This is a genomic window from Bradyrhizobium sp. AZCC 2289, from assembly GCF_036924615.1.
In the GTDB taxonomy this organism is placed as follows: domain Bacteria; phylum Pseudomonadota; class Alphaproteobacteria; order Rhizobiales; family Xanthobacteraceae; genus Bradyrhizobium.
Map to the genome: position 1 here is coordinate 4,990,365 of NZ_JAZHRY010000001.1, position 18,803 is coordinate 5,009,167.

Sequence of the window (18,803 nt, forward strand, 5' to 3'; positions counted from 1 at the left end):
GGCCATGCCCTTGACCTTGTAGCGCTGCGTCATCTCGGCAATGAACAGCGCAACCGCTTCCGGGTTGATGCTCTTGCCGGGGCTGAGCCTCAAGTGACCGGCCTCGGCCCATTCGCGGTAGCGATGCGATCCCGAGCCGAAGTCGCGGCTGGCGTGCTCGGTCAGGTGATCGCGCGGCTTCCAGAAATGCGGCTCGATGCGGCAGGGATCGGCGACCGAGCCGATCAGCAGCGCAGTGAGATCGGCCACGCTCGAAAGGTCGAGCGCCAGATAGACCTCGCCGCCAGCCTGCAGCGGCGCATCGCCCGCGCAGGCCATCCATTCGGCGCGCGAGATCAGCGAGGCAATCGGCGCAACGCGCTGGTTCAGAAACAGGTTGCGGACCTTCGGCTCCTCGGCGGGCATCCTGATCGCCTTGCGGATCGCGGTGGCAAGGTCCTCGTAGTCGCGGAATTTGCCGAGCGCCGGATTCGACTTGTGCCATTGCGTCTCGTCGGCCAGCTCGCAATCCTCGTCGGCGGCGTAGAGATGGCAAACGATGGCGGGATCGACGCCGCTGACTCCGTCGTCGATCAGCTTCGACATGATGTGGTCGGGGTCGTTGCTCTGCGTCGAGATCGTGATGAACAGCGGCTCCTGCCGCGCGCCGAACGAGGTATCCAGCACATCGTACAGGTCGCGGTTCTTGGCCTGGGCCAGTTCGTCGTAGATCACGAGGCTCGGCAAATAGCCGTGCTTGGTGCCTGCCTCGGCGCTGATCGCGCGATAGACCGAGCCGGTGCGCCGCGCGATCATGGTCTTGGTCGAGGGCACCAGTTCGATTTCGCTGAGCAGCTCGGGCTCCAGCGCGACCATCTGGCGGGCGAACTTGTAAACGATGGCGGCCTGATCGCGGTCGTTGGCGGCGGAATAGATTTCGCCGTGCACCACGGCCTCCGGGCCGACCAGATGCGCCAGCACGATGGCGGCGATCAGCGCGGTCTTGCCGTTCTTGCGCGCCATCGACAGGATCGCGCGCCGCACCACGCGACGGTCGCCGATATAGGGCTCGTAAATGTCGCGGATGAAGTGCTTCTGAAACGCCTCCAGCTTGAATCGGTTGCCTGCGCCTGTGCCGCTCGGAATCGTCAGCTGTTCGATGAACTTGATGACGGCTGTGGCCCGACGCCTGCCTTCAGGTGTGCGTCTAACCGGCGAGGAGTCCGGCAAACTTGCTCTGCGAGTTGTCGCCGCCTGGGCCGACGCTGATGCGGGTCCGACCGGCTGGGCTGAGACCGAACTCGGCGGCGAACCGCACCATGTCGCCCGCGTGCTTTCGCGCGATGGCCGACAGCGGGTTAACCGCGGCGTCCCCGTATTTGGTCTTGATGATCAGGCCGCTCATGATCGGGTCGTTCGCTTCCATCTTCGCGAGCGCCTCGGCGGCCTTGCGCCACTGGCCGTAGGAGTAGCAATAGGCCGCGAGCAGCGGGATATCGATCTTGCTCAAGAGCCCGAGCCGGTGCAGCTCGGTGGCGACGATCCACCACTCGTCGGCGGCGTAGCCGGTGACGAAGGTAGGCGGATCGGGCACATCGACCGTCAGTTCGGGCTGCGGTTCGTCGCCGTTGATCTTTTGCTTGCCCGGATTGCCGCGCAGCAGCTTCAGCTGCGTCGGGATCGGTCGCTGACCGGCCTTCATTGCGAGTTTCCTTTCAGGTGTTCGGCGTGGCGTGGCGCGAAGCCCTCGGCAACGCTGACGGTCGGCAACTGATCGAGCGCGGCCTCGGCGGCTTGCGCCCGCAGCGGGAATGCCATGCCGGTCTTTTCCAGCACGGCGGCTTGCCCGGTGAAGTTTTGCCAGCGCTCGACCGCGACATCGACATAAGGCGGATACAGCTCGATGGCGCGGCACAGCCGCCCAGTGGTTTCGGCGGCAATGATCGTGGTGCCCGAGCCGACGAACGGGTCGTAGACCAGCTCGCCCGCGAGCGAATTGTTTTCGATGGGCCGCTTCATGCATTCGAGCGGCTTCTGCGCCGAGTGCCCGGTCTCCAGCCGCTGCGACTTGGCGATCTCCCACAGCGTCGATTGCGTGCGGTCGCCATTGTAGCGCCCGCGCTTGCCCTTGCGCACCGCGTACCAGCAGCACTCGTGCTGCCAGTGATAATCGCCGCGCCCGATGGCGAAGTTCGACTTCGCCCAGATGATCTGCGCGCGGATGTCGAAGTTCACCGCCAGCAGGCTCTCGTAGACCGATGGCGAAAACAGCCCCGCATTCCACACGTAGGCAACGTCGCCGGGGAACAGCGTCCAGGCGGCACGCCAGTCGCTCTTGTCGTCGTTCTCGACCTTGCCGACCGCGAGCCCGCCAACCAGCGTGCCGTTCTTGCGATGCACGCGATTGCGCCAGTCGGGATCGTAATCGACGCCATAGGGTGGATCGGTCACCATCAGCAGCGGCGTGCCGCCGTCGAGCGCGAGCGCAACCGTTGCCGGATCGGTGGCATCGCCGCAGACGATGCGATGGTCGCCGCAAACCCACACGTCGCCGGTTTGCGTGATCGCGTTGTCGGGATCGGGCGGCTCGGGCAGGTCGTCGGGATCGGTGTGGCCCGGATTCCCCATCGCCTTGATCTCGCGCGCATCGAAGCCGGTCAGCAGCGCGTCGAAGCCCATCGCGCTCAGCTCCTTCAACTCGACGCGCAGCAGCGCGGAATCCCAGCCGCCGTTTTCGGTCAGCTTGTTATCGGCGATCAGATAGGCGCGCTTCTGTTCGTCGCTCCAGCCGCGAGCGATCATCACCGGGACCTCAACTAGGCCGATCCGCTGCGCAGCCAGCACTCTCCCATGCCCAGCGATGATCAACCCGGCCTCATCGACCAGCACCGGAACGGTCCAGCCCCATTCGCGGATCGAGGCCGCGATCTGGCCGATTTGGGCCTCCGAATGGGTTCTCGCGTTGCGCGCGTTAGGGGCCAAGGCGGCCACCGGGCGGCGTTCGCCTGGGCGTTTCTGATATTCCGAAGGTTCCTATGCAGACGCATAGATCGAAGCCCGAATGGGCGGCAACCTATTGATCGTGTTGTAGAATATCATGCCAAGGGCCTGTGTCAGGTTCCGATGGCCTGCGCAAAAAGGGAATAATCGTCTACCTGCGTGAGCAACAGCATCGCTGTGAAGCGCTGCTCTTCGCAACTTCATGGCTCTGAATCGACTGGCTGTTCCCGGCCACGGGAGCGATGTGTGTCGGCAACGGCAGGGGCAATTCCGCCGCGCCGCAACTACGGGTTCACGATGTCAATTCGCTACATGATGCTGACGCCCAACAAGGGCAGCACCGAAATTCACCGCTACATGGAAAGCGAGCTGCTCGAAGTGTTCGGGCAAGCCGGTGTCGAGCAGATCAAGACCAACGGCTATTTCGTGCAGCCGCTGACGGGCCTTCGGATCGATATGGAGCGCGCCGCTCGCGAGCGCACCAGCCAGATCAAGAAGGTGATCGGCTAACAAACATTCCCTGCGACTCCAGCCCGGTGCTTCGGCTTCCGGGCTCGGGGCAGTGCGGGGCGCGATGGCGCGCTCGCACAAACAGGAGACTTCACAATGGCTACCAAGTCGAAGAAGACCGCTGCTAAGCGCACCGCTGCCGCCAAGGGCAAGGCCACTAAGGGCCGCGCTACCAAGGCCGCCAAGAAGCCCGCCAAGGCTGCCAAGGCGGCGAAGGGCAAGACCGCTGCCAAGGCGGGCGTACCGCGCGAAGGCACCAAGAAGGCCCAGCTGCTGGAAATGCTTTCCGGCAAGGGCTCGACCAATACCGATCTCTGCAAGGCGCTGGGCTGGCTCCCGCACACGCTGCGCGCCGCGATCAGCCGGATCGAGAACGTCGAGCATTCGCGCGTTGACGGCGTTACCAGCTACCGGCTCGGGGCATAAGCCCGATCCCAAGACTGACCTAACCAAGCGGCCCTTCGGGGCCGCTTTTTTTGTTCTTCGCGCGCCGATCAACATCCCTTGCAGATCGATGGCGGCGGCGGCGCTGCTGGCGGCAGCTCGTCAAACTGCGATGTCCTATCGGTAGCTCCAAAAGTGCGGCAGGCCACCGCCGAGGCCCAGCACGCCAGAGAGCCACGCCACGATGGCGATGAGGCAGAGCAGGCCGACGATGATTTGGCCGAACTTGTAGACGTTGGCGTCGATGCTCCAGCCCATGAATCCCCGGATCAGCCAGACGATGCAGTAGGCAACGAAGATGATGATCGCGAGATAGAGCAGCAGGTTCAGAAAGCTGATCAGGATGCTCATGGCCGACTCCTCTCGATGCACGCTTTGATCAGGCCGTCCCTGCGCTCGATGGCGTTGCCGACCTCGTGCAGCGTGAAGGCGAAGCCAGCGAGCACGATGATGTTAATCACCAGCAGCGCAAGCACGAACGGCGTGCCGCGCAGGTTCTCGATCACCTGTTGCGCCAGCTCTTTTGTGGTCACGTCTGGCCGTCCTCTCGATACGGGAAAATGATCTGCACCTCGTCGTCGGTCTTGATGCCGAGATCATCCATCAAGCCGGGGCTGATATCGGCGATGCGGCCCGTGCTCTCGTGCGGTCCCCAGTCGGCAGGAAAGGCTTTCATCGCGATGCCGCTGCGCACGGCGCGCACCAGCGCCTGCTCGTCCAGGAGCAAGGCCTGCGGCGTTTGCGCATAGTCCCATCGGCAGGCGACGTAATGCACGTGGGGATTCAACCGCCGCGCAAGCCCGCTTGTGCCTTTGGGCTGAGATGGCAGGAACAGCTGCGGTGCCTGATCGATGTCGCTGATGAACGCCAGCCCTTCATCGGGCGCAACGCCTTCATCAGTGGGGCCGCCGAAGCTGGAGACCTTGCCAGCGAGATCGACCGGAGTGCTCGGCGGCGCGGCCTCGATCTCGCCACCGCCGAGCAAGTCAGCGATGGCTGCGCAGATCGCGTGGAACTGCTGCTGATAGACCGCTGCATCCGCTGTGCTATCGACAAAGCAGGTCTCGATCAGGATCGCAGGCATCTCGGTGTTGTTCAGGAAAAAAAGATCGGTTTGCTTTTTCGCGCCGCGATTGAGGAATCCGCACCACGAGATCGCGGCAGATACCTGGGCGGCGAGATCGGGCTGCGTGATGTACAGCACCTCGGTGCCCATCGGCTTGGTTGTTTCGACATAGGCGTTGAAGTGGACGCTGACATCGAGATCGCGCTGCCGCGAATTGTGGAAGTCAACAATGCGGTTCAGGTTCTCGTTCTGGCTGGTGCTGACATCATCGTGGTACGTCACGATCGCGACATCTCTGGCGCGCAGCTCATCCGCAACATGCTCGACCACGCGGCGCGCTTCCTCGACTTCATCGAGCACGCCGCTCGCGCCGCGCACGTATTTGCCGTGACCTGACGAGATGACGATGCGATCATAGCGCATGGCGTTGACCCATGAAAAAACCGGCCTCGTTCACTGAAGCCGGTTAAGCAGGGCGCAGATTCCGAGCCGCACCTGCGCGCGTGAAGAGATCACCCGGAAACTGAAAAATCAATTCCCTGCAGTGGGGGGAAGATCCGTTTTGGATTGATCTGGGTTTCGTTGGTGAGAATTTGCCGAAAAATATTTTGCCGCAGGCGGGCTCGGGCCTCGGCATAGGACATGCCGCGACCTTGCTGCTTGGCTTCGAGCCGCCACGCGCGATAGGCCGAATTGAACCATGACAGCTCGCCAGCGGCTTGCGCCTGCGCGATCCGCTCCTCGATGAAGGCGACCGCCGAACGCGCACGCAGCAGCACCGTGTCATGCTCGGTCAGGGCGATGCCCATGTGCGCAGCGACGTTCTCGACCTTGCGCTGCGCGGTCTTGGCGTTGGCTACCAGGAGGCCTTGCTGACCATGCGCAAGGCTGGAATTGACCTCGCGGCAGATCAGCCGGGCTTCGGTTTTATCCTTCACCCAGAATGCAGCGGTGATCTGCAATGCAGGCCATCTGCGGCGCAAGGATTGCAGGCTGTGCAGCAGATCGCGGGATATCCCGACCAGCGCAGGGCCTGCAGGCAGCGCCGCGACGTAGACCGCGACGATGCCGTAGACCACCAGATATTCCCGCTCGGCAGCTCGGGGCAGCTTCAGCACCATCCTTGTTCCTCGCGTCGCACTATGCAGTTTGGGACGGCGGTATGCGGTTTGTGACAGCAGAGAATTTCACAATCAGAGCGTTCGATGCAACTTTATCCTTTTTCGGTTGATTGACGTGAATCAACGGAATTAACTCGCTTTGCCGCTGTTCTTCTTGCTCCACGCTCGCTCTGGTAAAGGGGCAAAGGGACATGCCCGTTTCCCTCCAGCAGAGAACATTCAACGACTTCGAGGCGCTGCACGAAATCCTGCAGAACGCCCGCTCAGAGATCGTGCAGATCGGTCGCGGCAGGATGACGGGCACGCTGGCGCATCTGTCAGTCGGCTCGACCTTCGGCATCTCGACCGGCTCATTCTCGACCGGCATCCGCTCGCGCGGTGTCGCAAGCGGGAATCGCTGGACCTTCGGCATGGTGCTGGAGACCGCTGGCCCAGCCTCGGCCTTACAACATCCGCTGGCAGCTGGCGATGTGGCGCTCATCGCTCCCGGCCATGATCGCTATACGAGCCTTCAGGGCAGGACCCGATATCTTGCGGCGTTCATCGAGCCGCAGGAGCTGCAGGCCTATCTCGCCACGCAGCCTGGCGCGCGGGAAGCGATGGAGCGGCCGACTGCCGTGCTGGCAGCCGACCCGGCTGCTGCAGCTGCCAACATCAAGGCGCTTTCGACGTTGATGGACACGCTCGTGGAGCGCGGACCAACGATGCCGGATGATGCTGCTGATTTTTACAAGCGCAACATTCTGGAGCTGTTGACTGAGCCGATACGCGATGCGTCGCGCTACCAAGGCAAAGAGCCGAGATCAGCAGTAATGCTGGTGGCCGAGGTTGATCGCTTCCTTGTCGATGCTGGCAACCGACCGATCCACATCTCCGAGCTGTGCGAGCGATTCAATGTTGGGTGGCGCAGGCTGCATCGCGCATTCCATGAAGTTCTCGGCATGCCGCCGATCACCTTTCTGCGCCAGAAACGTCTCGGTGATGTGCATTCGGTCCTGCTGCAGGGCGGGCCACTGATGATCAGGGATGTTGCCGTTGCGCATGGTTTTGTCGAGCTGGGCAGGTTCGCGCAAGAATACCGCAGGCTGTTCGGTGAGCTGCCATCCACCACCATACGCCGCGCCCGGGCGGTGCAGGCCAACTAGTGGCCTTTGGTTTTGTGGCTCGTCATCACCAACAGCTAGGGCCGCGTGTTCATAAACCGCGTTCTGCAAGCGCGACTCAGCTGTTGTCCGCTTTGCACCGAAAGCGACCGAATTGCTGCACAGCAGCGAAATGACGCTAAGTGCCATCAACGGAAATGAACGCACTCGTTCGATCACCTTGTCGGCCGTGGCGACGAGCGTTTCTTCGCGGTCGTGCCGTGCTTCGTGGTGTAGGTGCGCTCGGCGGTGGCTACGGCCTCGCCCGCATTAGCCGCTTTCACCGACCGCCGGCGCCTGTGGGGATCATGGGCCCATAGTAGGCGCCCCAGTGACCCCATACATCGCGGATCCCGTACCCGCTGAAATTGCCGTTCGGATTGCCATATTTTGGATGCAAGACGACTGACGGCGCGGCATCGCTATACATGGGATGGGTCCGGACGTTCGACCCGTGACGAACCGTGTGGGCAAATGCGCAGGTGATGGAGAGGGCGAACGCAGTGGCTAGTGCCATTGCCATAAGTTTCATAGTTGTCTCCTTTGTTATTTAGATAAGAGACAACCGCACCATCACCAATAAAACCTTTGTTAGCCGATGTGGTCGACAGTGCACCGCGGTTCCAAGCGGAGCGGACCGCGCGGCGTTGTCCGGTTGCACAGTTGGGGGACGGGCCGGAGAGCACACTTCTTTAGTGAGGAGTTGGCTGCGTAGCTGGCTTCCAGTCGCGTGCGAGCTTCTGCGCTTCGTTTATCTGAGCTAGGGTCATCCTCCGTTCGGCCATCTCTAGAGTCTTGACCGCTCTTTGCTCACCCTGCGCCGCCGCCAGACTGAACCACATGTGGGCACGGATATAGTCCTGCAGCACGCCTCGCCCTTCGGCGTACATGACACCGAGATAGAGCTTGGCGACGGGGTGACCTTGCTCGGCAGCCCTCTGAAACCAGATCATCGCCTCACTATAGTCCAGCGGTACGCCCTTGCCGTTTGCGTATTGGTTCCCGAGTAGAAACCTGGCGATGGCGTCGCCTTGGTCTGCAGCCTTCCGAAACCACGCTACTGCCTCGCTATCGTCCTGCGTCACGCCTCGGCCGTAGAGATACAGGGTCCCGAGATTTGATTGGGCGAGGGCGTAGCCTTGCTCTGCAGCTTTCCGAAACCATAATGCTGCGGCAGCATTGTCCTGCTGCACGCCCTGGCCAGTCGCATACATTAACCCGAGATTGAACTGGGCAACGGCGTCGCCATCATTGGCCAGTGGACGAATAAGCCGCAGGGCCTTTTGGTAGTCGCCTCCGCTATGCGCCTCGACCGCATCCTCGAACGGGCCAGCGGCCACGGGCGCAGCAAAGGACAGCACTAGAACGATGGCCGTGAGCGTGTGCTTCGGCAACTTCGCTCTCATTAGCCACTATGACAACGGAACCCGCAGCGGGAAAGATCATCCCCCAGCGATATGCCTGCTATAGCGCCTGTGGCTCTTTGGTCGCAGTATTCATCATTTTTCTGGCAAATTCAATCCTGGCTGAATTCGCATAGTGAGTCCCGCCCTCTCCAGGCGTAAGATTTCTTGCACGCAGAAGCTTATTGGAAGGCGACGCACCTACGGCCCAATACTCCAGCTACGGGGCACAATATGACAGCGAGCATTGCACTGACCGCGGCGAAAAGCGGGCGCCCTATCTCAGCACATCGACTTAGACTTGGCGTTGCTGCAATCGTCTTGGCACCCGCGATCATGTTTTTTTCCCATAGTGCGTTGGCCGATGAAGGCGGCGTCAGCTTCTGGGTCCCCGGTTTCTTCGGAAGTTTGGCAGCCACGCCGGAGCAGCCGGGTTGGTCGCTGGCGACGATCTACTACCATACCTCCGTATCGGCTGGCGCCGACGTCGCGCGTGCACGTGAATTCACGCTCGGCAGGGTTCCGGGCAACGTTACAGTAAACGCAAATCTGAATTTGAGCGTCAACGCCACCGGAGATCTTGGATTTGTCATTCCGACCTATGTGTTCGCAACGCCGGTGCTCGGAGGCCAGGCGTCGGTTTCCCTTGTGAGTGCCTACGGTGTCGTAAGCACCACTCTGGCAGGCCAATTGGCGGGGAGCCTAACAGGACCGGGCGGCGGTAGCATCCCGTTCATGCGTTCCGAGAGCATCAACGATACGACGTGGGGTTTTGGCGATCTGGTCCCGCAATTCGCTTTGCGCTGGAATGCCGGCGTTCACAACTACATGACCTACATCACCGGCGACATACCTGTTGGAGCCTACCAATCCAACCGCTTGTCGAATTTAGGTATCGGGCACGGTGCGATCGACGCAGGCGGTGGCTACACTTATTTTAATCCGGCGACCGGCCATGAGTTCTCAGGTGTGCTTGGGTTTACCTATAATTTCAAAAATACTGCAACACAGTATCAGAATGGCGTCGACCTGCACTTCGATTGGGGCGCATCGCAATTCCTGACCAAGCAGGTTCAGGTGGGTCTGGTAGGGTATGCCTACAAAGACATCGGCTGCGACAGCGGCTCAGGCGATCGCGTCGGTTGCTTCCAATCGCAGGTGTTCGGCATCGGGCCGCAGTTTGGCTACGTCTTTCCCCTTAGCGAGACCCTTCAAGGTTACATCAATCTCAAGGGCTACGCAGAATTTGGCGCCTCGGATCGGCCCAAAGGCTGGAACACCTGGCTGACATTTGCAATCTCGCCCGCGGCGGCGCCTCCGCCAGCGCCGAGGCGGATGATTACGAAGTAGAAGCGGAGCGAACCGTCGCAAGCTCGACTTCCGCTCTGGGTCAAAACGCGAAATACTCAACCAGCGCAGATGTTTTCCGGACTTCCACCGGAAGCGGACATTGATCGTGGCGGTCGGCATGTCTCAAACGTGCCAACGGGGGAAGTGCGAGCTTTTTTGTTTTGGTCGTCGCCCAATTGCTACATAATGCTTGACGGGCGCCCCCACGGCTTGGGGGCGCCCGTCCGTACTTCAGCGTGCCTACTTGGCCATTGCCGCCCTCGCTGCCTCGATCTTCGCTTTGACAGCATCGAGATTGAAACTGGCGCCCCTTTGCATTGGCGGAAACTCGATCGCCGTCATCGCCAGCTTTTCCACCTGCTGCTGAACAAACACAAAACGCCAGAACTCGTATTTGAACCAGTCGAAGTATTGTTGCGCGCCGTATTTGGTCCCGCTATCTGGCCAGCCCGTGCGCTCGAAGGGATCGAGGCGAAGGTTAATCAGGTAAGGCACGTCAGGCTTGGTTTTTTCACCCAGCCAGCCTCCAGGCTGGTCGATGAAACGATACTTGTAGTCGTCAATGCGCACGGCACCAAGCTCGCTTTCGCCGAAGTACCAGATTTCGTGCCGATTCGACGGTCCCTTGCCGGTGATCATGTCCATCTGGTTGTAGCCGTCCAGATGACATTTGTAGGTCGTGTCGCCGATCTGCTTGCCCTTCTTTAGCTCCTCGACAATGTTCGGGTTCCCGGCCGCCGCAAGGAAGGTCGGAAACCAGTCCAACCCGGAGATGATGCCGTTCTCCACCTTGCCCGCCGGCACCTTGCCCGGCCAGCGGATCATCGCCGGCGCACGGAAGCCGCCTTCGAAGACGGTGCCCTTGCTCTGCGCGAATGGCGTCTGTCCGCCGTCAGGCCAGGTGAAGACCTCGGTGCCGTTGTCGGTGGTGAAGACGACGATGGTGTTGTCGTCGACACCCATGTCCTTCAACTTCTGCATCACGATACCGACGTCATCGTCGAGCTGCGCCATGCCGGCTTCATGGATGCTCCAGCCGTTCTTGGAGTTGCGTAGCGCCTCGTATTTGGGCGACAGATGCGTGACGATGTGCATGCGGGTCGGATTGAGCCACAGGAAGAACGGCTTGTTGTCGGCCTTGGCCTTCTCGATGAACTTCAAGGCGAAGTCGCGGATTTCGTCGTCCACGGTTTCCATCCGCTTGGGATAGAGCGTGCCCGCGTCCTCGATCCTCTGCTTGCCGACCTTGCCCCAGCGTGGATCCACGGTGGCGTCGTCGACATTGGTCGCATACGAATGAACCATGTTGCGCGGACCGACGGTGTTCAGCAACTCCTGAGGATAGGCGGGATGCGCCGGATCTTCCATCGCATCGAGGTGATACAGGTAGCCGAAGAACTCGTCGAAGCCGTGCACCGTCGGCAGAAACTCGTTTTTGTCGCCAAGGTGGTTCTTGCCGAACTGACCAGTGGCGTAGCCCATTCCATTCAGTGCGGTAGCGATGGTTACGGCCTGCGCGGGTATGCCTGTGGGGGCACCGGCCTGGCCGACAGTGGTCATACCAGTGCGGATCGGCAGCTCGCCGGTGATGAAGTTGGCGCGACCCGCCGTGCAACTCGCCTCAGCGTAGTAATCGGTGAACAGCATGCCTTCGGCGGCGAGCTTGTCGAGGTTGGGCGTCCGGCCGGCCATCATGCCACGATGGTAAGCCCCGATATTCCAGATGCCGATGTCGTCACCCATGATGACGACGATGTTGGGCCGCTGACCGGGCGGCGTAGGCGCCGGCGTTGCTGCAGGTTGCTGCGCTTGTGCGGGGCTCGTCAATCCGACGGCCGAGAGCGCGGAAGCGGCGACGAGAGAACTGCCACTCAACAAGAGATCGCGGCGTTTCAATCCTCCGCCGATTGGTCCCGTGCTCATCTCAGGCTTTTCCGGAATCCTATCGTTACTCATGACGTGATCCTCTTCCTGGTGATGCACCTGAAGCCGACATGGCTTGCTGAGGTGTCGATCGGCTCCGCATGACGCGCGGCCGGACGATAGCGGCGGCAGTAGTTGGGAGCGCAAAGATGCGAGCCGCCTTTAAGCACCTTGCGTGGAATCCTGAGGTTCGGCTGACAAGAGTCGTAGCTCGCGCCCTCGGGCCCGCCACGAGGATTTTGCGGGATGCAGCAGGCTTTCGGGGCGTCGGCTTCGTGCTTCTGCGAATACCAATCGGCCGTCCATTCCCAGACATTGCCGATCATGTCGTGCAGGCCGTAACCGTTGGCCGGGAATGCGGTGACGGGCGAGGTGCGTTCGAAGCCATCAGCCGCGAGATTCTGGTGCGGGAAATTACCCTGCCAGGTGTTCGCCATATGCCTGCCGCCGGGAAATTGCTCGTCACCCCAGGCGAATTCCGCGCCGTCCAGTCCGCCGCGTGCGGCGAATTCCCATTCGGCCTCGGTCGGCAATTCCTTGCCGGCCCATTTGGCATAGGCTTCGACGTCCCGGTAGGCGACGTGGACGACCGGGTGGTCGTCGAGCCCGCTGATGTTGCTGCGCGGACCATAGGGACGGCGCCAGTTGGCGCCGAATTTGAACGTCCACCATTGCCCCCAGTTGCGCAGGTCTACAGCTCGCCTGGGCGGCGTGAAGACCAGCGAGCCGGCCTTGAGCATGTGCGGCAGAGCGCCCGGATAGTCCTTCGCATCAGGTGTAATTTCAGCGAAAGTGAGGTAGCCAGTCGCGTTCACAAATTTGCGGAATTGGCGGTTGGTGACCGGCGTGCGATCCATCCAGAATCCGTCCACGATGACGCGATGGACCGGCGCTTCCTCCGGATAATGCCGATCCGAACCCATGCGAAACGTGCCGCCCGGCACATACAGCATCCCCTCACCTGCTGGATGCTCGAACGATTGTCCTGAGTCAGACGACGTATCAGCCAGATTCATGACGATCTCCGGGCCCGTACATCAGCGGCGAACGTTGCTTCATTCGTGACACTGCCCGAAGAGCTGTTTCGCTCGATATACTTTTTCGGTAGTGGGTCCTTTGACGGATGGTGAGGCGTACAGAAACGGAGCGGCATACCTCCGGGTTGATCCAGATCAAAGGATGTCCGAGTTGGGTCAAAAGCGACCGACTAGAGCCAGTGGCAAGTCCGCTCATGTCCGTTACGCCGTTGAAAGCGGAAGTAAATTCAGAGCATTAGCAGGACTCCCATAGGCCATTGCGGGTTGATGGCGCTGGCTGAGATGTGATTACAAGCTCCGAAACCGATTCAGCGCTCTGATCCGGGCGAGACTTTCGATCCGAGGCATTGCCATGTCACGCGCGTGCAGCGCGCGCCCGAATGCCTTGGGTGCTCGATCTCGTGGACCGCGAGCCGTTGCTTGTGCAGGGCTTCCATCTGCTGCCGCTCGTGCTCGATATCATCAGGCGTAGCGATGTACAGAAACAGCGAAGCCATCTCCAGCAGCTCGACTGTTTTGCTGCCACTCATCAGAACACCGGCACGCGGCAGCTGCGCAGGCCTCGCGCAATGATATCGCAGCCCTGATCATGCCGCTCGCGCCACGTATCGGCATAGCCACCGCGCTTTGCTGCGATCCACCCGGCATCGCGGTCCAGCGAATGCGCCAGCGCCACGCCGTTGACGGCGCGCAGCAGCGGCACCAGCGCGCGAAGATATTCCGCTGGCCAGCAGATCGCCGCTTCCATGCGCTGCACTTCGCGGCTCGACGGCAATAGCCGGATGCGGTTCTGCAGCTGCTGCGTCCGCTCCAGCTCGCCCTGCGCTTGCTGGGCGAGGAGATCGTCCCACTCGTAGCAGTAGGCTGGCCATGCCGCCCAGGAGCTGCCGCCGCCCATCGGCAGCAGGGCTAGCGTGCGCATCGCTTCGGTGAGCCGCCGGCCGACATGCGGGCCTGACCACGTTGCGGGGGTTTCGTCCAGCAGCTCCAGCTGCAGCTCGCCTTCGGTGATCCTGATCGCTGCTTGCCGCATTGCATCCTCCCTCGGTTCCATCTGCTCCAGTCGCGCTCCAGTGGCCGGGGCACGCTGAGCGCTCCTTTGCTCCAGTCATCACCCACCCCCTACACCCCCTTTAGGGGGTGGGTGACTGGAGCACTGGAGCAGCGTGCTTGCTCCAGTGGTTGCTCCGGTCGTGCTCCAGTCATTTTAACTGGAGCAAAGGTCGGGTTCCTCGTCAGGAACCTCGACAAACTTCCGCTGCCGCCGCTTCTCATCCTGCCGCTCCACGATCATCAAGTTCCCGGCTCCGATCCAGACCTTCAGCAGCCCGATGATCTTCGCCCGATCCGCCTTGTCGGCGGTCGACAGCTTCAAGGCCTTGGCGACCGGCACGCCGACCCAATCGGTCGCCCGAGCGTTCTCGCGCCACGATCCGGCTTTGATGGCGAGCGCCACCTTGTCGAAGTCGGTGCCGGTGACGCCAGAGAGCGGATCGGGCCATTGCCAGCGCATCACCACGCCGACGCTGTCGCCGCCTGCAGGGCCGTTGTCGAGCCAGACGCTGGCGATCCGAAACCAATCCGAGACCGAGACAGGCGGCGCGAGGTTGGCTTTGTCGTTGAACGCGCGGAAAAACAGCCGGTGGTTCTCGATACCAGCGGCGGTGCCTTCCTCTTCGCTCATCTGGTTGACGGCGCGAGCGACACGGCAGGCATCTGTCAAGGCCTTCGCGCCGCGCCCCGAGTCCGATGTCACCTCGCTGCCTGCGGGCGCTTTGCGCGTATGATGCACGAGATGCACCGCGCAATTGCCCAGCTCGGCGACGCGGCTCCATTCCTTCGCCACGCTATCGATAGCGGAATTGTCGTTCTCGGGCACTTCATGACAGCTGACGAAAGGATCGATCACCAGCACATCGATGCCCAGCTCCTTGATCTGCTGCACCAGCGCATCGATCACGGGATGCAGGATCACGATGCCGGTGGCGCGCAGCCGCGCGATGACCAAGGACTGATCGCGGCCCGAGTTGACGAACAGCCGGTCGCTGATGTCGTCGGCATTGAGATGATACTGCTTCGCCGCCGCCTGTATCTTGCGGCTGGTTTCTTCTTGCGGGTCTTCGAGATTCCAGACCCAGACTTTGAGCTTGCGCGCAGGAAGCACGCCGAGCAGATCGCGGCCGGAGACCATCGCCAAGGCCTCGGCGGCGATCAGGGATGACTTGCCGACGCCACCGGGCGCAATGGTGAGGCTCAGAAATCGGCGCACCAGCAACCGCCCATAGAGCCAGTCGCGCAGCGGAATATTTTGCGGCTCGATCCAGACATAGGCCGAGGCGGTGATCTTGGGTCTTGTTGTCGCTTCCTCTTCTGCGCGCGAGCGGCGGCGGCGCGCATCATCGAAGGGCACGACTTCGGCAGGCTCGGCGAGCGGCCTGAAATTTTCGGACGGCCCGTCGTCGTCAAAGTCTGCCACAGCGCTTGCTCCATTCGTCGGCAGCATCATCGCCCTCGGCTATCGGCTCGTAAGCGAGCGCCTGCTTGCCTGCCGCGAGCCAACGCGACTTGCAGGAGAGCGCAGCCTTCGCGCCTGGGCGCTGCAGTTTGCCGCCGATCAGCTTCAGCCTGTCATGGTCAGCCCAGATGATCAGCTTGTCGATCTCGGCGAGGATTGGAAAGGTTTGCATCAAGGCGGTCGAGCCGAGCGCCCACGCCGGCCTGCGATCCATCGCGATCACAGCGAGCGCGGTCTCCAGCCCCTCGGCGATATTCAGCTTGCGGCCATCGATCTGCTGCAGCTTCATCGCCGCGCCCGAGACGGTGCCGAGCATCATCGGCTTTTCCCCGCTCAGCTGATCGACAACCGCGCCGACGATGGAGGATGGTGCGCCTTGCTCGTCGCGCGTGATCGCGCTCCTGATGTTGTCCAGCTCGGCCCCGTGCTGCAGCGCGAGGCTCAGCAGCACCGCGCCATCGCGCGCTATCGCCTCGACCACTTCGCCGCTCTTGCCGCCGTTGATGAAGACCTCGCCGAGCCGACCAACTGGTCAGGCGAGCTGCTGCTGTACCTGCAGGAATATGACAGCACGGCCGCTGCGGCGCTGACCCACGATGAGATGGGCAAGGCCGCCCGCGATCTCGTCCCCGACGATGTCGGCAAGGTGTTCGCTGGCGCTTTCCAGATCACGCGCAACCGCAGGGGGAACCTTGCGATCACCCGGAGGGCCGCATGAACACCGCCAGTCAACAGCTGCCTGCTGTTCTCTCCGACGCGATGACGACGCTCGACCGCGCGCTGCAGAACAAGACCGATCCCGCCATGATCGAGCGGCTCTATGATCTGATCGATAGCATCCAGATGCGCGAGGCCGAGAAGCGCTTCAATGTGGATTTTGTCGCCGCCCAGGCGGACATGGGGCCGGTCACCGCGGACGCCACCAACCCGCAGACGCGATCCAAATACGCGACCTATGCGCAGCTCGACCGCGCCATCCGGCCGATCTACACGTCGCACGGCTTCGCGGTGACCTTCACCGAAGAGCAGAGCTATGACCTGACCATGCGGCGCATCGTCGGCTTCCTCGCGCATCGCGACGGCTTCATCCGCCGCTATCAGATCGACGTGCCGCGCGAGATCAAGGGCCTGCGCGGCGGCGATGCGATGACGCCGATGCATATGGTCGGCTCAGGCATGACCTACGGCAAGCGCTATTGCCTGATCGCGATGTGGAATCTCGCGGTCGATGAGGACAACGATGGCAACGCGCCGCGCCAACCCTATCGGCCGGCTCCTGCGCCGCGCTCGATGGAAGAGCTGACCGATCCGCATACAGGCGAGGTCGTGGATCACGTCGAGCCCTTCAAGCTGGAGATGCACGAGGGGCAGACGTGGGCCGACTTCATCGAGCCGTTGCAGCGCTACGTCAACCACTGCAGGACCATCGGCGAGTGGGACGAATGGATGATGCTGAACGGCGAGCTGCTGGTGAAGCTGAAGGAAACCAAGCCGCAGCTATTCCGCCTGTTCGAGAAGAATACCGAAGCCAAGCATGAGGAGCTGGCAAAATGAGGTGGATGCTCACGCCTGTCGGTCTTGAGCCGTTCGACGCCGAGGCGCGCGAATTTCATCGCGGCCTGAGCAGCGGAGAGCCGTTCGCCGCACAGGTGATCGAGATCGAGGCGCTGCATGACCGGGATATGGTCGAGCACCGCCGCATCATGGCGACCGTCAACGATCTGGCGATGCGCGCGGCATTGAAGGCGTTGACGCAGGCTGGAATTACCAAGGCCAAGATTGCTAACGCGAAGCGGGTGCTGGGGCAAAAATGAAAAAAGGACCGCACCACACACTCACGGTGCAGCCGAGGCATCGCGCTAGCTTCGGGGAGCGGCTCATCCTCGAAGCAGCCTCGGCGCTGCTCTGGCCGCTGCAGCCCGATGACCGCATGACGGTGCTGATCAATCTGCTCGCCAAGTCGCGATAAATTCCATTTTGCGCGACTGGCTCAAGGGCCAGATCGTCGCGGTCGAGACCGGCATCCTGTCGTTCGACGCTGTCTTCCTGCCCTTCATGCTCACCCATGATGGTCGCACCGTCTCTGGCCGAGGCGGCGCGCTGTTCAATGTCGGCGATCCCGAGCGCGTCGAGTTCTTCGCCGAGGGCCGCCCAGCGACTCACGACGAGATCGTGGCGTCGATCAGCAGCGGCATGCCGACGCTGCGCGAGATGGCCGAGCGCGACGGGCCTGATGCGGTCGCCGAACTGGGCCGTATGTACGACAAGGCGATGGAGCTGATGCCATGATCAGATCGCGGATCAACAGGCCGGATTGCGAGCGGGCGTATTCATTTACGACATGCGTCTGCGGCGATCCGACCTGCGGACTGCATCTGATCCCGGCACGCGAGGACGGCACGCCGATCTGCGAGGTGGTGATCGGGCGCGAGCAACTGCGCGATGTGCTGGCGCTGATCCACGACGAGGGGCTGGACCTGCCATGAGCCGCGAGCGCACGCACGAGCTGAAGATATACGCCAACGCTCAGCATCGGACGGCGCGGCCCGGTGAGCTGGTGCTGCATCTATGGTTCATTGGCGAGCATGTGATGCAGCTCGACTTGGACATTGCTCGGCATCGGCGGGATGTTGCCTATGTCGATCTGATCGACTGCGTGAAGCATACCACGCAGCGCCTGTACCCTTTGAGAGGAGGCGATGATGCGGATGAGCGAGAACGAAAACAAGGCGGTGAACGAGCTGCAGGAGGAGATCATGGACGAGCTGCGCAGCGAGCCAGCCGCCGTTCAGGTCAAGGTCGCGTTCGCGGTCCTCGCGACCGTGCTCGGGATCGCCGCGAAACGTGATCCTGATGAGCTGAAGCGCGCGGCGGTCGAGCTGCATCAGCTGATGAACGCAATGCGGTGAAGTGGAAGGAAGCGCAAGGTCGGCCTGGGGCACGAGAACGCGCGCACGAAAGGAAGGGAGCGCAAAGTGCTGGAGATGGACGACACACAAAAGGGGCCGCGTCGCATGCTCAGGATCGAGCAGGTGCTGGAGCTGGTGCCGGTCGGCCGAACGACGCTGATGCGAATGATCGAGCGCAAGGAGTTTCCGAGCGGCCATTTCATCAGCCCGAATAAGCGCGTCTGGTACGAAGACGAGATCGAGCTATGGCAGGGAAGCCTGCCCGCCGAGAGCCGCCGCAAGAAGGCCGCGCGCCGCGCCAAAGCCGGCCAGATGAAGTAGAATAGATGAAGTAGAATAAGAGTGGCGAATTCCGGTCGGCGCTAGGGCGTGTACTCATAAATCGAGGTTCGTGAGCGAGCTCG

General features: G+C 61.8%; 25 protein-coding genes and 1 pseudogene. 12 read left to right on the forward strand and 14 right to left on the reverse strand.

Annotated elements, in window-relative coordinates:
* Positions 1-9: 9 nt before the first annotated feature.
* The 3 genes and pseudogenes from V1289_RS23750 to V1289_RS23760 all read right to left on the reverse strand — a co-directional run.
* A pseudogene (locus V1289_RS23750) lies at positions 10-1,209 on the reverse strand (terminase large subunit domain-containing protein); the annotation flags it as partial.
* Entirely contained in the window at positions 1,187-1,681 is a 495-nt protein-coding gene (locus V1289_RS23755) for a phage terminase small subunit P27 family (RefSeq protein WP_334399295.1), read from the reverse strand. The gene V1289_RS23755 and the pseudogene V1289_RS23750, both read right to left, overlap by 23 nt.
* Positions 1,678-2,970, reverse strand: a complete 1,293-nt coding sequence (locus V1289_RS23760; protein ID WP_334399297.1) for a site-specific DNA-methyltransferase — start codon at positions 2,968-2,970, stop codon at positions 1,678-1,680. The genes V1289_RS23755 and V1289_RS23760 overlap by 4 nt, the downstream gene beginning before the upstream one ends.
* Positions 2,971-3,225: 255 nt before the next feature.
* Here V1289_RS23760 and V1289_RS23765 point away from each other — a divergent pair, with 255 nt between their 5' ends.
* Together V1289_RS23765 and V1289_RS23770 are read left to right on the forward strand one after the other, a co-directional pair.
* Positions 3,226-3,489 carry a hypothetical protein gene (locus V1289_RS23765; RefSeq protein WP_334399298.1) on the forward strand — a complete coding sequence of 88 codons (264 nt, stop codon included), beginning with the start codon at positions 3,226-3,228 and terminating at the stop codon, positions 3,487-3,489.
* Positions 3,490-3,585: 96 nt separating this feature from the next.
* Positions 3,586-3,915, forward strand: a complete 330-nt coding sequence (locus tag V1289_RS23770; RefSeq protein WP_334399299.1) for a DUF3489 domain-containing protein — start codon at positions 3,586-3,588, stop codon at positions 3,913-3,915.
* Between the two features lie 135 nt (positions 3,916-4,050).
* On the opposite strand, the gene V1289_RS23775 is transcribed toward V1289_RS23770, so the two are convergent.
* The 4 genes from V1289_RS23775 to V1289_RS23790 form a co-directional block, all read right to left on the reverse strand.
* Positions 4,051-4,284 carry a hypothetical protein gene (locus V1289_RS23775; RefSeq protein ID WP_334399300.1) on the reverse strand — a complete coding sequence of 78 codons (234 nt, stop codon included), beginning with the start codon at positions 4,282-4,284 and terminating at the stop codon, positions 4,051-4,053.
* Positions 4,281-4,466 (reverse strand): hypothetical protein, encoded by a 186-nt coding sequence (locus V1289_RS23780; RefSeq protein WP_334399301.1) that lies wholly within the window; start codon positions 4,464-4,466, stop codon positions 4,281-4,283. The genes V1289_RS23775 and V1289_RS23780 overlap by 4 nt, the downstream gene beginning before the upstream one ends.
* Positions 4,463-5,422, reverse strand: a complete 960-nt coding sequence (locus V1289_RS23785) for an N-acetylmuramoyl-L-alanine amidase (RefSeq protein WP_334399303.1) — start codon at positions 5,420-5,422, stop codon at positions 4,463-4,465. Before V1289_RS23785 ends, V1289_RS23780 begins: the two co-directional genes overlap by 4 nt.
* An 89-nt stretch (positions 5,423-5,511) precedes the next feature.
* Positions 5,512-6,120, reverse strand: a complete 609-nt coding sequence (locus V1289_RS23790) for a hypothetical protein (RefSeq protein ID WP_334399304.1) — start codon at positions 6,118-6,120, stop codon at positions 5,512-5,514.
* Positions 6,121-6,311: 191 nt separating this feature from the next.
* Between V1289_RS23790 and V1289_RS23795 the strand changes: the two genes are divergently transcribed.
* Positions 6,312-7,265 (forward strand): AraC family transcriptional regulator, encoded by a 954-nt coding sequence (locus tag V1289_RS23795; protein ID WP_334399305.1) that lies wholly within the window; start codon positions 6,312-6,314, stop codon positions 7,263-7,265.
* 689 nt (positions 7,266-7,954) lie between these two features.
* On the opposite strand, the gene V1289_RS23800 is transcribed toward V1289_RS23795, so the two are convergent.
* A complete protein-coding gene (locus V1289_RS23800) occupies positions 7,955-8,656 on the reverse strand; it encodes a tetratricopeptide repeat protein (RefSeq protein WP_334399306.1) in 702 nt (233 codons plus the stop codon).
* Between the two features lie 345 nt (positions 8,657-9,001).
* Between V1289_RS23800 and V1289_RS23805 the strand changes: the two genes are divergently transcribed.
* Entirely contained in the window at positions 9,002-10,015 is a 1,014-nt protein-coding gene (locus tag V1289_RS23805; protein WP_334407630.1) for a SphA family protein, read from the forward strand.
* 240 nt (positions 10,016-10,255) lie between these two features.
* On the opposite strand, the gene V1289_RS23810 is transcribed toward V1289_RS23805, so the two are convergent.
* From V1289_RS23810 to V1289_RS23835, 6 genes are all read right to left on the reverse strand, one after another.
* Complete coding sequence (locus V1289_RS23810; RefSeq protein ID WP_442896065.1) at positions 10,256-11,971, reverse strand: arylsulfatase; 1,716 nt, start codon at positions 11,969-11,971, stop codon at positions 10,256-10,258.
* Entirely contained in the window at positions 11,968-12,954 is a 987-nt protein-coding gene (locus tag V1289_RS23815) for a formylglycine-generating enzyme family protein (RefSeq protein WP_334399308.1), read from the reverse strand. Before V1289_RS23815 ends, V1289_RS23810 begins: the two co-directional genes overlap by 4 nt.
* Positions 12,955-13,283: 329 nt before the next feature.
* Positions 13,284-13,505 carry a hypothetical protein gene (locus tag V1289_RS23820; protein WP_334399310.1) on the reverse strand — a complete coding sequence of 74 codons (222 nt, stop codon included), beginning with the start codon at positions 13,503-13,505 and terminating at the stop codon, positions 13,284-13,286.
* Positions 13,505-14,008 carry a hypothetical protein gene (locus V1289_RS23825; RefSeq protein ID WP_334399312.1) on the reverse strand — a complete coding sequence of 168 codons (504 nt, stop codon included), beginning with the start codon at positions 14,006-14,008 and terminating at the stop codon, positions 13,505-13,507. Before V1289_RS23825 ends, V1289_RS23820 begins: the two co-directional genes overlap by 1 nt.
* A gap of 174 nt (positions 14,009-14,182) precedes the next feature.
* The gene (locus tag V1289_RS23830) at positions 14,183-15,451 is read right to left on the reverse strand and encodes an AAA family ATPase (RefSeq protein ID WP_334399314.1); all 1,269 of its coding nucleotides are present in this window, start codon (positions 15,449-15,451) and stop codon (positions 14,183-14,185) included.
* Positions 15,438-15,971 (reverse strand): toprim domain-containing protein, encoded by a 534-nt coding sequence (locus V1289_RS23835; protein WP_442896066.1) that lies wholly within the window; start codon positions 15,969-15,971, stop codon positions 15,438-15,440. The genes V1289_RS23830 and V1289_RS23835 overlap by 14 nt, the downstream gene beginning before the upstream one ends.
* Here V1289_RS23835 and V1289_RS23840 point away from each other — a divergent pair.
* The 8 genes from V1289_RS23840 to V1289_RS23875 all read left to right on the forward strand — a co-directional run bounded on the left by V1289_RS23840 (position 15,867) and on the right by V1289_RS23875 (position 18,720).
* A complete protein-coding gene (locus V1289_RS23840) occupies positions 15,867-16,208 on the forward strand; it encodes a hypothetical protein (protein ID WP_334399318.1) in 342 nt (113 codons plus the stop codon). The two genes, V1289_RS23835 and V1289_RS23840, sit on opposite strands and share 105 nt — an antisense overlap.
* Entirely contained in the window at positions 16,205-17,044 is an 840-nt protein-coding gene (locus V1289_RS23845) for an ERF family protein (protein ID WP_334399320.1), read from the forward strand. Before V1289_RS23840 ends, V1289_RS23845 begins: the two co-directional genes overlap by 4 nt.
* A complete protein-coding gene (locus tag V1289_RS23850; RefSeq protein WP_334399322.1) occupies positions 17,041-17,304 on the forward strand; it encodes a hypothetical protein in 264 nt (87 codons plus the stop codon). Before V1289_RS23845 ends, V1289_RS23850 begins: the two co-directional genes overlap by 4 nt.
* Complete coding sequence (locus tag V1289_RS23855; protein ID WP_334399324.1) at positions 17,301-17,459, forward strand: hypothetical protein; 159 nt, start codon at positions 17,301-17,303, stop codon at positions 17,457-17,459. The genes V1289_RS23850 and V1289_RS23855 overlap by 4 nt, the downstream gene beginning before the upstream one ends.
* Positions 17,460-17,467: 8 nt before the next feature.
* Positions 17,468-17,779 carry a hypothetical protein gene (locus V1289_RS23860; RefSeq protein WP_334399326.1) on the forward strand — a complete coding sequence of 104 codons (312 nt, stop codon included), beginning with the start codon at positions 17,468-17,470 and terminating at the stop codon, positions 17,777-17,779.
* Positions 17,776-17,976, forward strand: coding sequence for a hypothetical protein (locus V1289_RS23865; protein WP_334399328.1), 201 nt, complete (start codon positions 17,776-17,778; stop codon positions 17,974-17,976). The genes V1289_RS23860 and V1289_RS23865 overlap by 4 nt, the downstream gene beginning before the upstream one ends.
* 222 nt (positions 17,977-18,198) lie before the next feature.
* Positions 18,199-18,399 carry a hypothetical protein gene (locus tag V1289_RS23870; RefSeq protein WP_334399330.1) on the forward strand — a complete coding sequence of 67 codons (201 nt, stop codon included), beginning with the start codon at positions 18,199-18,201 and terminating at the stop codon, positions 18,397-18,399.
* A 75-nt stretch (positions 18,400-18,474) separates the two neighbouring features.
* The gene (locus tag V1289_RS23875) at positions 18,475-18,720 is read left to right on the forward strand and encodes a helix-turn-helix transcriptional regulator (RefSeq protein ID WP_334399331.1); all 246 of its coding nucleotides are present in this window, start codon (positions 18,475-18,477) and stop codon (positions 18,718-18,720) included.
* The last annotated feature ends 83 nt before the right edge of the window (positions 18,721-18,803 follow it).